Annotated in this window: 13 protein-coding genes; 1 reads left to right on the top strand and 12 read right to left on the bottom strand. The window is 59.1% G+C overall.

What is annotated here, in order from left to right:
• The 4 genes from ABYT07_RS15015 to ABYT07_RS15000 all read right to left on the bottom strand — a co-directional run.
• The coding region (locus ABYT07_RS15015; RefSeq protein WP_372992854.1) for a DUF938 domain-containing protein at nt 1-314 on the bottom strand (314 nt) is incomplete at its 3' end.
• Nucleotides 311-1,384 carry an NAD(P)/FAD-dependent oxidoreductase gene (locus ABYT07_RS15010; protein ID WP_372992853.1) on the bottom strand — a complete coding sequence of 358 codons (1,074 nt, stop codon included), beginning with the start codon at nt 1,382-1,384 and terminating at the stop codon, nt 311-313. The genes ABYT07_RS15015 and ABYT07_RS15010, both read right to left, overlap by 4 nt.
• Nucleotides 1,381-2,319, bottom strand: coding sequence for an aldo/keto reductase (locus ABYT07_RS15005; protein ID WP_372992855.1), 939 nt, complete (start codon nt 2,317-2,319; stop codon nt 1,381-1,383). The genes ABYT07_RS15010 and ABYT07_RS15005 overlap by 4 nt, the downstream gene beginning before the upstream one ends.
• A gap of 136 nt (nt 2,320-2,455) precedes the next feature.
• Entirely contained in the window at nt 2,456-3,073 is a 618-nt protein-coding gene (locus ABYT07_RS15000) for a glutathione S-transferase family protein (RefSeq protein WP_372992852.1), read from the bottom strand.
• A gap of 228 nt (nt 3,074-3,301) precedes the next feature.
• Here ABYT07_RS15000 and ABYT07_RS14995 point away from each other — a divergent pair, with 228 nt between their 5' ends.
• On the top strand, nt 3,302-4,363 hold the full coding sequence (locus ABYT07_RS14995; RefSeq protein WP_372992851.1) for a YeeE/YedE family protein: 1,062 nt from the start codon (nt 3,302-3,304) through the stop codon (nt 4,361-4,363).
• 50 nt (nt 4,364-4,413) lie between these two features.
• Here the strand turns inward: ABYT07_RS14995 and ABYT07_RS14990 are convergent, their stop codons facing one another.
• The 8 genes from ABYT07_RS14990 to ABYT07_RS14955 all read right to left on the bottom strand — a co-directional run.
• Nucleotides 4,414-4,857 carry a rhodanese-like domain-containing protein gene (locus ABYT07_RS14990; protein ID WP_372992850.1) on the bottom strand — a complete coding sequence of 148 codons (444 nt, stop codon included), beginning with the start codon at nt 4,855-4,857 and terminating at the stop codon, nt 4,414-4,416.
• Nucleotides 4,857-5,213, bottom strand: coding sequence for a rhodanese-like domain-containing protein (locus tag ABYT07_RS14985; protein WP_372992849.1), 357 nt, complete (start codon nt 5,211-5,213; stop codon nt 4,857-4,859). Before ABYT07_RS14985 ends, ABYT07_RS14990 begins: the two co-directional genes overlap by 1 nt.
• Nucleotides 5,214-5,345: 132 nt before the next feature.
• The gene (locus tag ABYT07_RS14980) at nt 5,346-6,425 is read right to left on the bottom strand and encodes a BMP family ABC transporter substrate-binding protein (protein WP_372992848.1); all 1,080 of its coding nucleotides are present in this window, start codon (nt 6,423-6,425) and stop codon (nt 5,346-5,348) included.
• A gap of 56 nt (nt 6,426-6,481) precedes the next feature.
• Nucleotides 6,482-7,402 carry an ABC transporter permease gene (locus tag ABYT07_RS14975; RefSeq protein WP_372992847.1) on the bottom strand — a complete coding sequence of 307 codons (921 nt, stop codon included), beginning with the start codon at nt 7,400-7,402 and terminating at the stop codon, nt 6,482-6,484.
• Nucleotides 7,402-8,484: an ABC transporter permease gene (locus ABYT07_RS14970; RefSeq protein ID WP_372992846.1), complete on the bottom strand. Its 1,083-nt coding sequence runs from the start codon at nt 8,482-8,484 to the stop codon at nt 7,402-7,404. Before ABYT07_RS14970 ends, ABYT07_RS14975 begins: the two co-directional genes overlap by 1 nt.
• 75 nt (nt 8,485-8,559) lie before the next feature.
• On the bottom strand, nt 8,560-10,077 hold the full coding sequence (locus ABYT07_RS14965; RefSeq protein WP_372992845.1) for an ABC transporter ATP-binding protein: 1,518 nt from the start codon (nt 10,075-10,077) through the stop codon (nt 8,560-8,562).
• Nucleotides 10,074-10,838 carry a xanthine dehydrogenase accessory protein XdhC gene (gene xdhC, locus ABYT07_RS14960; protein WP_372992844.1) on the bottom strand — a complete coding sequence of 255 codons (765 nt, stop codon included), beginning with the start codon at nt 10,836-10,838 and terminating at the stop codon, nt 10,074-10,076. The genes ABYT07_RS14965 and xdhC overlap by 4 nt, the downstream gene beginning before the upstream one ends.
• The coding region (locus ABYT07_RS14955) for a molybdopterin cofactor-binding domain-containing protein (RefSeq protein ID WP_372992843.1) at nt 10,835-11,355 on the bottom strand (521 nt) is incomplete at its 5' end. The genes xdhC and ABYT07_RS14955, both read right to left, overlap by 4 nt.

The raw sequence follows: 11,355 nt of genomic DNA, 5'->3' as shown, positions 1-11,355 counted from the left end.
TCAGCGGTGGCATCTAGCATCATCGCGGGGGCGACATTCGTGACACCGGCATCGGCCACATAGCCGTCGATGCTGGCGCGGCGCGCCGTGTCGGGCTCGGTGGGTTGCCAGTAAAGTCCGGGTAAAGCCGCAGCAAAGGCGGCGACATGCTGTCCTGTACCGCTGGCGATCTCAAGCGCGGTCCCCGTTGATGGGGCATACGCAAGCAGCAGATCACAAAGCGCTTGGCGGTTGCGATCAGCGGCGGGGGCATGCAGTTTCGCGCCATCCAGGGGCAGTGCGATGCTGGCCGTGGGCGGCAGCTTGCCGGTCATGCGCGCAGCCTGTCTGGGCGCAGGGCGGCGACGGTTTGCGCATCCATTGCAGGTGCCCGCCCCAAGGTCAGGTCGGCGACAAGCTGCGACGCCGCAGCGCAGGTCTGGAAGCCATAGCCGCCCTGACCGGCGCACCAGATGAAATCAGGCTGCGCGGGGTCCGGCCCCAGCACAAGCGTGCGATCGGGGGCGAAACTGCGCAGACCGGCCCATGTGGCAATCGGTTTGGTCAGGGGTTCGGCCACCATGTTCTGATAGCGGTCCAAACCTTCGGCCAGCACCATGTCATCGGGCCACGCATCTTGCGGCGGCACGGGGTCCTCGTCTGCCGGGGAAATCAGCAGGGCACCTGCGTCGGGTTTGGCATACCACGTTTCGCCCACCCCAAAGAACATCGGCCAGCGTGCAGGGTCATGCCCGCCCGGTGTCGCGATCCGTGCCATAGATCGGCGATGTGGCGTGATGGCAAGGGGTTGAACGCCGGCCATCGTGGCCAGTTCATCGGCCCAAGCCCCGGCTGCATTGACCAGCGTTTTGGCGCGCAAGGTCTGCGCCCCCGTATCGACCTGCCAACCGGACGGGTCGTGGCGGATCGCTTGCACCCGTTGGCCCGTCAAGATGGTGCCGCCGTTGCTGCGCAGCACGCGGGCGAAATCTTGCAACAGACGGTCGGTGTCGATGTCTTGGGCGTCTTCGTGATATGCTGCAAACGCGATCTTGGCGGGATCAAGGATCGGGACAAACGCCATCGCCTCTGCCTGCGTAATCGGGTCGACCCCCATTTCTGCGACATCGGCCTTGAACGCGTCTTCCTCATGCTGGTCTGCGATGATCATCAAACCGCGCGGGCTAAGGTAGCCGCCGTCGTGCAAATAGCTGACGCTGGCACGGTTCAACGCTTGCACGGATGGCGCACCGTAGTTCTGTTCAATCAGCGCGGCAGACCGGCCAGAGGCGTGGTAGCCAAGCGCCTTTTCAGCCTCGATCAGCGTGACCGAAGCATCTGCCGATAGGCGTGCGGCGGCGGACAGGCCTGCAATGCCGCCGCCAATTACAATAATATCGGTCATGATTGTTCTTCAATTCGGTCCGTTGCAGGGGGCGGTGTGGGGGACAGGGCGGCGATCTTGGCATAGATGTCGTCTGGCATATCATAGCCCATGGCGGCCAGCGACGGGGCCAGCTGCGCGGCAGATCGCGCCGAGATGATCGGCGACGGTTCCGTTGGATGCGCTGCCGCCCAAGCGACCGCCAGCGTCGCCGGATGCATGTCCAACTCGGCGGCCAGCGCCGCAAGCCCTGCGGCGGCGTTGTGCATGACCTCGGGCGCATAGCGCGCGGCATAGCGGTCATCTTCGGTCAAACGTCCTGCCTCGCCCTTGGTGTACTTGCCAGTCAACAGGCCACCCCCAAGCGGGGAATAGGGCGCAACCAGAATGCCCAGATCATCGGCCATCGGCAAAATTTCAACCTCGGCCTGTCGTTTGACAAGGTTATACATCGGCTGGATTACCGCGATGTCCAGCTCGAATTTGGCGGCAATGTTTGCGGCTTTGACGACCTGCCATGCGGCAAAATTCGAAAGACCGATATGACGGATATGGCCCGCCGTTTTCAATTCCGCAAAGGTCTGAAAGCTTTCGTGCAAGTCCGTGTCAGGATCAAAGCGGTGCAAGTACAGCACATCCAGCGTATCAAGCTGCATCCGTTCGCGCGATGTCTGGGCCGAGGCCAGAATATTGGCGCGGCCCGATCCCCCCTCATAGGCGGCCTTGGTCGCGATGATCAGATCTTCGCGGCGGTCCCCCAGAAATTTGCCAAGCAGGGTTTCCGATGCCCCGTCGGTATAGACATGCGCTGTGTCGAAATGCGTGATGCCCGCGTCAATGCAGGCGTCAAACATCGCGCGCGAAGCGTCGGCGTCGGCGCGCCCGCCAAATTGCATGGTGCCAAAGGCAAGGCGGCTGGCGGGGGTGCCGTTCGGGCTGGTCAGGGTTTGTTTCATCCCCAATTCGTGCCACGGCGCGCGCGGCTTCGCAACGTCGATCTTGGGGCGCAGATGTGTGGCATTGCCGATCGGGCGCTTGAGGGTACAGCGCCCGATCTGCATTTCAACGGTGCAAGGCTTGGACCTGCGATGCCTAGCCGTTCGTCGTACCGCGTTCGGTGGCGCGCCCGTAAGCAGGGCGTGCCTGAATCATCTCGACGAAACCGGCAAGGGCGGGATATTTCGCAGCGCCATCACCGCCGCGCATCGCGATCTCGGCGGGAAAGCTCAGCATGATATCTGCCGCCGACAGGCTGTCTTGGACGAAATGCCCCGACGGACGCACGAGGCTGTTCATATAGGAAAAATGGCTGTGTAATTCGTCCGTGATACGCGGATGCAGCGGCGCGCCTGCCTCGCCCAGACGGCCAACATAAAGGTTCAACAGGATCGGGGTCATGGCCGATCCTTCTGCGAAATGCATCAGCTCAAGGTGCTGGATATAGGCGGCGCTGTCACGATCGGGGATCATCTGCGGCGCGAAACGGGAGCAAAGCACCTCGGTGATGGCCGCGCTTTCTGCAACGAGCATATCGTCGATTTCCAACATCGGAGACTTGCCCAAAGGATGCACCAGCTTCAGTTCCGGCGGGGCCAGATTGGTCTGCGCATCGCGCTTGTAGGGGATGACGTCATAGGGCTGCTTAATCTCTTCGAGCAACCACAAGATACGATGAGAGCGGGACCGGTTCAGGTGATGAAGTTTGATCATGCGCCCGATGATAGCGGGTTGGTGGGGGATGGGTAGCAAAATGATCCCTGCTTGCCGTAAGATCAAATGACTGGCTGCCATCGCCTAACCGTTGGCAGGTCAAAGGGACAGCGCGAGGTTTTTCGTACCCGATTGCAGGGAAAAGCGGTATTTCCCGAGCAGTTCATGACCCAGATCAATGAAATAGCCCGCCCAAAGCCCGATAAATTCTGCAAAGAGGATATTGGTATGGATGTAGTTTCTTTGATTGATGCGCTTGGTGAACCTGCGGTGTTCGCTTTGGCGGGGGTCGTGGCCGGCATCATTTTCGGCATCTCGGCAGAGCAAAGCAGGTTTTGCCTGCGCGCCGCTGCGGTCGAGGTCGCGCGGGCAACGCTTGGGTCCCGTATGGCCGTGTGGCTGTTGACTTTTTCGACAGCGCTGCTGTGGACGCAGGCGATGCATACGATGGGGATTATTGATTTAGGGTCCAGCCGCTGGCTTGCGTCGCCGGGTACTTTGTCCGGGGCGATTGTTGGCGGGGTTGTGTTCGGCATCGGTATGATCCTTGCGCGCGGGTGCCCCGGACGGTTGCTGGTGTTGGGGGCGACCGGCAATCTGCGGGCCATTCTATCAGGTCTCGTTTTTGCGGTTGTTGCACAGATGAGCCTGGAAGGGGCGTTATCCCCGATCCGTGAGTTCATTTCGGGTGGTTGGATCACCAAGGGGCCGAACCCCAATATTTTATGGGAGCTAAACATGCCAAGCGGCAGCGGGATCGTGATCGGCATCGCCTTTGCAGCGCTGGCGTTGGTCATTGCCTACCGCAACCGGGTATCCTGGGTGATGCTTTTGTTTGGCTGCGGCGTCGGGTTTTCCGTCGCTGTGGGGTGGTTCCTGACATACACGCTTGCACAAACCAGCTTTGATCCGGTTCCCGTGGGCAGCCTGACCTTTTCAGGCCCGTCGGCAGATACATTGAGGTATCTTTTGTCGACAGATTCACCGCTTGAATTTGATGTGGGGTTGATCCCGGGCGTTGCTGTGGGGGCGTTTGTGTCTGCCTTGATGGCGGGGCGGTTAATCTGGCAGGGGTGGGACGGCGCGCGTTCAATGCAGCGCTATCTGGCGGGGGCCGCGCTGATGGGTTTCGGCGCGATGACAGCCGGAGGGTGCACCATCGGGGCAGGTGTGACAGGTGGGTCCACCTTTGCGCTGACCGCATGGTTGGCTTTGGTGTCGATGTGGTTGGCCGGAATGGCAGCAGACCGGTTGATCGATTACGCGCCCCACACGGTTCCGGTTACATAGCCTTTGGATGGGGCTTTTTGGTGGGGGTGATCTGCTGGATCAAGTTTGATCTAGCAGATCTGACAGCCCATTTCACGCGTCGGCCCTACCGGAGTGTAGCCTTCTTTTAGGACCCTCAGCATGCCGCCCTGAACGTCAACCACGGGAAAATCGACCAGCTTGGCAATTTGCTGCGACGCCCGTGACGTCCGGTTGCCAGAGCGGCAAATCAACGCCAAACGTTGACCGTCACCAAGCTTCGGACCCACGGCCTTTAGGAATGCGTCAGCCGATTCATATGTGATCAAAAGCGCGCCTTCGATGACGCCAGTGGCCATCCATTCCTCGGGGCGTCGAATATCCACCACCAGCGTTTTGGGGTCTGACGCAAGGTCCGATCCGGAAAGCGCCTCAAGGGTTACATTCTGTGCCGTAGCACGGCCGCCGAATGCCATCATGCCGAAAACGCCTGCGATGGCAGCAGCGCCAGCTGCACAAAAGGTTCGCTTGTCCATCATACGTGTTCGTGAAGTTTGCGCCAAGCGTTCAGCCCGCCGCCGATATATTTGGCGTTCACATAGCCCATTTCCTTGAGCGTCGCCGCAGACAAAACGCCCCGATTATGGGCGTTGCAATAGCACAGCACGGTTGTTTCCAGATCGGGCAGGACCCCTTCGATGTTCATTTCCAACTTGCCACGGCTAACGTTGATCGAGCCGGGAATATGACCTTTTTCATGTTCGTCAGGATCACGAATATCCAGCGCAACGGCCCCGCCCTTCATAAGCGCGTCCACGTCTTGTGGGGCAACCTCTTGGACCTGCGCGCGGGCTTGGTCGGCAAGGGTTTGAAATTTTGAAGTGTAGCGCATGGGAATTTCCTTTGAAAAACTCTTTGCGAAAAATACATTCAAAAAATGATATATGTAAATGCGACATTTGCGCTTCTTAAACAAAAAAGGCCCCGCCGCAGCGGAGCCTTTCTTTGCCAGCGGGTAAATCCCTTAGTTCGGGATGTCGCCTGTGATGCCTTCGACGTAGAAGTTCATGCCGGCCAGTGTGCCGTCATCTGCTGTTTCGCCCTCGGCCAGAAAGTCAGACCCGTCCTGCTTTTTCAAAGGACCGGTGAAGGGGTGGTAAGACCCGTCAGCGATGGATGCTTTCAGCGCCAGCGCTTCTTCTTTCACGTCCGCAGGGACCGCGTCTGTGATTTCACCGATGCCAACCATGCCAGCGCCGATACCGTCCCATGTGTCTGTCGACGCCCATGTGCCATCCATCACGGCTTTGGTGCGCGCGATATAGTAGGGGGCCCAGTCGTCGATGATCGACGATACGCGCGGCGATGGCGCATATTGTGCCATGTCCGATGCCTGACCGAATGTGATCACATTACCCGCTTCTTGGGCTGCGGCCTGTGGCGCGGTGGAATCTGTGTGCTGCAAGACAACATCAGCGCCTTGTTCGATCAGAACCTTGGCGGCATCCGCTTCTTTTGCGGGGTCGAACCATGTGTAGGCCCAAACGATCTTGAATTCGACGTCAGGGTTGACCTTCTTGGCGTGAATATAAGCCGAGTTGATGCCGCGGATCACTTCGGGGATCGGGAAGGAGCCGATATAACCGATGATGTTCGACTTGGTCATCTTGCCCGCAATGTGGCCCTGAATCGCACGACCTTCGTAGAAGCGTGCGGAATAGGTGGACACGTTATCGGCGCGCTTGTAGCCGGTTGCGTGTTCAAATTTCACATCAGGGAACTTGGCCGCGACGTTGATGGTCGGGTCCATGTAGCCAAAGGATGTGGTGAAAATCAGATCGGCACCGTCCAGCGCCATCTGCGTCATGACGCGTTCGGAATCCGGGCCTTCGGCCACGTTTTCAACAAACACGGTCTCGACCTTGTCGCCGAATTCTTCTTCGACGGCCAAACGGCCCTGGTTGTGTTCATAGGTCCAGCCGCCGTCACCCACGGGGCCGACAAAAACAAAACCGACCTTGGTCTTGCCATGGGCATCGGCGTGGGCACCGCCCGCAAGGCCAAGCGCCAGTGCCGCGCTGGCCAGAAGTGTGGATAATTTCATAAGGTAATCCCCTTGGTGTTGCGCCTTTTTAGCAGGCGTTTTGAAGTCTGCCCCGTCTAGGAAGAGGCGTGAAAGGTACGGCCAAGCGACGCCGGAGCAGCGCTTTTATCGGCGGAAAGAACCACCAATACAAGGATGGTGATGATGTAGGGGGACATTGCCAGATACTCGACCGGAATGGCAACGCCTGCGCCTTGAAGATTCAACTGCAACTGCGTGATGCCGCCAAATAAATAGGCACCCAGCAACAAGCGCCACGGTTTCCAACTGGCAAACACCACCAGCGCCAGCGCGATCCAACCGACGCCCGCCGTCATCCCTTCGGTCCATTGTGGCACGCGGATCAAACTGATGTAGGCCCCGCCAAGCCCCGCGCAGGCCCCGCCGAACATGATCGCCAGGGTCCGAATACGCACCACCTTAAAGCCAAGCGCATGGGCCGCATCGTGGCTTTCGCCCACGGCGCGCAAGATCAGACCCACGCGGGTGTACTTCAGCACGGCCCAAACGGCGACGACCAGCACAAAGCCGAAGTATAGAATGATGTCATGCGAAAATAGGACCGGCCCCAATACGGGGATGTCATGCAATGGGCCAAAATTCACCTCGGCCAGCCGCGGCGGTTTGATCCCCACATAGCTTTGGCCCAACAGCGCTGAAAACCCGAGGCCGAACAGCGTCAGCGCCAGCCCTGATGCCACTTGGTTGGCCAGTGTAATCTGGGTGAGAAACGCAAACAGCAGGCTGAGCGCCGCACCGCCCACAGCCGCTGCCAAAAAGCCCAGCATCGGGGATCCGGTTTCAACCGCCGTGGCAAAGCCGCAGATTGCACCGATGATCATCATGCCTTCGACGCCCAAGTTTAGCACGCCTGACTTCTCTGCGACCAATTCCCCCAAGGCGGCAAAAATCAACGGCGTCGCAGCCACAAGGAAACCGGCCACGAACAGTACAGGATTGATGGATGACAGATCCATTACGCGACCTCCGTCCGGCCAAAGCGCAGCCGGTAATTGGTGAAAAGATCAAATGCCAGCAAGAAGAACAACAGCATCCCCTGAAATACCTGAATGGCAGCAGCAGGCAGGCCCAACTGGCTTTGCGCAATGTCGCCGCCAATATAGGTCAACGCCATCAGCCCGCCCGCCAGCAATATGCCGATCGGATGCAAGCGGCCGAGAAACGCCACGATGATCGCGGTAAAGCCATAGCCTACGTTAAAATCGATCGTGATTTGACCGGCGGGGCCTGCGACCTCGAACATGCCGGCAAGGCCTGCCAAAAGGCCCGACATGCCCATGCAAAACAATACCAGCCGCGTCGGGTTCACGCCCGAAAACTTTGCGGCTCTTGGTGCTTCGCCGGTGACGCGAATGGCAAAACCCAACCGGTGCCGTGCCAGCAGGAAATAGGCGAAAATCACCGCGATAAACGCCGCGACGACGCCCCAATGCATGCCTGATCCCGCGATCAAATCGCCATTATGGGCAGATGCATATTGCTGTAAATTCCGGCTGCCCGGAAACCCGAACCCTTCGGGGTTCTTCAACAACCCCAAGGCCATAGAGGCCAAAAACTGCTCGGCCACGTAGACCAACATCAAGGAGACTAAAATCTCGTTGGTGCCGAATTTGACCTTTAGAATGGCCGGGATCATCGCCCAGATCCAACCACCCAAAGCGCCGGCGACAACCATGAGCGGAAAGATAAAGGCGCTGTCCATCGGATAAAACGCCAGCCCTGCCGCCGCGCCAAAAATGGCCCCCATGATATACTGACCCTCGGCACCAATATTCCAGATACCGGCCTTGAACCCTAGCGACAGACCAATGGCGATCAACACCAATGGCGCGCCTTTGATCAAAAGCTGCGGGCGATAATAAAACGCGTTATTGCCAAACAGGGGCTCCCAAAAAATCGTGAGAATGGACGATACCGGGTCTTTGCCCAAAACAGCAAACAACAGCCCCCCGAAAAACATCGTGGCAAGAACCGCCAACAAGGGCGTTGCCCACGAAAACGCCTGACTGGGTTGCGGTCGTTTCTCAAGCCTTACCATGCTGTTCCCCGAACTTCATTTTGCCAAACAAACTCCACGGGGGTGTGGGGGTGTGAAACCCCCACTTCTGCCATGTCAAACATGCGCGACCTCCATTCCGTGGGCACCGCCCATCATCAACCCGATCTCGTCTACCGTCAGCCCCTGCGCGGGACGCGGTTCAGATAGACGGCCTTCGTTCAATGCGGCAAAGCGGTCAGAAATCTCCATCAATTCATCCAAATCCTGACTGATCACAACAACCGCTGCACCATTTTCCGCCAAATCCAGCAAGGCCTGTCGGATTGCCGCCGCAGCCGAGGCATCAACCCCCCAAGTCGGCTGGTTCACCACCAGAACCTCGGGGCGTTGCAAAACCTCGCGGCCAATGACGAATTTCTGCAAATTCCCGCCAGACAAAGACCGCGCGGCATTGCCGGGGCCGGGGGTGCGCACGTCGAATTCTTTGATGATCTTTTCAGCAAAACGTCTGGCGGCAGGCCAGTTCAACATTCCGCCCCGCACAAGGTTCTGGCGTACAGCGCCGGTCAGCATCGCATTTTCAGTCAATGACATGTCGGGTGCTGCGGCATGGCCCAGCCGTTCTTCGGGGGCCGCCAGAACGCCCAAAGCGCGCCGCGCCGTCGGGCCAAGGGGGCCGATGTCGAGATCCTTGAACCACACCATATCTTTGGCCGCCAGCATTTCGCCCGATAGGGCCGCCAGCAATTCGTCCTGACCGTTGCCCGCAACACCGCCAATGCCAAGAACTTCGCCTGCGCAGACCTTTACCGAGATATCGCGCAAGGGCATGCCAAATGCACTTGGTGATTTCGCCCTGAGCCCGCGCAACTCCAAAACCACATCACCGGGGGTTTTCCCCGCCCGCATCGGAGTCTTCAGCGTACTGCCCACCATCATTTCGGCCATGTCACGGGCCGAGGTTTCGGAGGGCGTGCAATGGCCCACGACCTTGCCCAAGCGCAGGATCGTAGCATTGTCGCAAAGGGTGCGTATTTCCTCGAGCTTGTGGGAAATATACAAGATCGCAGTGCCTTCAGCGCTGAGCTTGCGCAGGGTTTTGAACAGGATTTCAACCTCTTGCGGGGTGAGAACCGACGTGGGTTCGTCCATAATCAAAAGCTTCGGGTCTTGCAGCAGGCAGCGGATAATTTCGACCCGCTGGCGTTCTCCGGCAGAAAGATCGCCGACAATCCTGTCGGGAGAGAGGGGCAGGCCGTAGGCTTCGGACACTTCGGTGATTTTCTGGCTTAGCACGCCCATCTTGGGGGCGTTTTCCATCCCCAAAGCGATATTTTCTGCGACACTCAACGCATCAAACAGAGAGAAATGCTGGAACACCATGCCGACGCCCTCGGCCCTTGCTGCGCGCGGTTCCTGGGGGCTGAACACGGCACCGTGCATCTGCATCACGCCGCTGTCAGGCTTGACCAACCCGTAGATCATCTTGACCAGTGTGGACTTTCCCGCACCGTTTTCACCCAGCAGTGCGTGGACCTCGCCGGGGGCTATGGTCAGGGATACGTCGTCATTTGCAACAACGCCGGGATAGGCTTTGGTCAGTCCCGAAAGGGCCAGAAGGGGTTCAGTCATGCGTTAGCCTTTGATTGAGCGTCGTTCAGCAGCGTGGTGACGACCCCTTGTGCAATGTCGGAGGGGCGTTTTCCAAGGGCTTTATCGCCAATTGGGCAGGTGATCTGCAAGGGATCTAGGCCCATCGCAGCAAGGCGCTTGGAAAAGCGTGCCCATTTTGTGTCTGATCCGATCAGCTCGATCCTGGTCGCACCGCGCGTCAGCAAGGCCGCACACAGGGCCAGATCGATGTCATGGGAATAGGTGAAAATCAGGTGATGCGCATCTTGCGGTGCCAGCAGGGCAAGGCGCGGCATGTCGCGCGCAGGCACGACAGTGACCGCGTCAGGCACGGATGCCGGAAACCGGCCGCTGTCCTCATCAACCCAAGTGATGTCGAATGCTGTTGTCGGTGCCGTGGCGATCATAGCGCGCCCGACATGGCCAGCCCCCCAAAGCCAAAGCTGGCGCTTTGGCCCTGACATCACTGGGGCAGGGGGCGGCACCGGTTGCGGATCGGTTTGACGTTCCTGGTGGGAAAACTGCAAGGTGACAGCGCCCCCGCAGCATTGCCCGAGGTTTGGCCCCAATGGTATCTTCAGGGTTTGCGCGCTGCGCCCTTGGGCAAGCATTTGGCGGGCGGTCAAGATGGCCTGATGTTCCAAAGCGCCGCCGCCGATTGTGCCTGCGATGTCTTGCGCGGTGACCTTCATTGCCGTGCCGACATCGCGCGGGGTCGAGCCGCGCGTGGCGGTGATCTCTATGAAAATGGCGTCGCTCATGCGCGGGTCTTGAGCGTTGCAGCCAGCACTGCTTCGGCAGTCGCTGGTGTTTGCAGGTCAGCAAAGGCCGGGCCGCAGGCGCGGACGGCGTCAGACAATGCCATGAACGCGGAAATCCCCAGCATCAAGGGCGGTTCGCCCACGGCTTTGGACCGGTAGACCGTCTGTGCAGGGTTCGGTTGATCCCACAACGCAACGTTAAAGACATCGGGCCTGTCCGAGCAGGCAGGGATTTTATAGGTCGATGGCGCATGGGTTTTCAGTGTGCCGTGATCGTCCCAGACCAGTTCTTCAGTGGTCAGCCATCCGGCACCTTGTACATAGCCGCCTTCGATCTGCCCAATGTCCAGCGCGGGGTTCAGCGATGCCCCGGCGTCATGCAAAATATCTGCCCGCAGGATGCGGTTTTCGCCGGTCAGGGTGTCAATTACAACTTCGGTGACGGCCGCGCCGTAAGCAAAGTAGAAAAACGGCTGACCGCGCCCTGCGATGCGGTCCCATTTGATGTCTGGCGTTT

Source organism: Sulfitobacter sp. (assembly GCF_041552635.1).
In the GTDB taxonomy this organism is placed as follows: Bacteria; Pseudomonadota; Alphaproteobacteria; order Rhodobacterales; family Rhodobacteraceae; genus Sulfitobacter.
The sequence above is the reverse complement of the archived record's forward strand: the minus strand, read 5'-3'. Positions and strand labels throughout refer to the sequence as shown.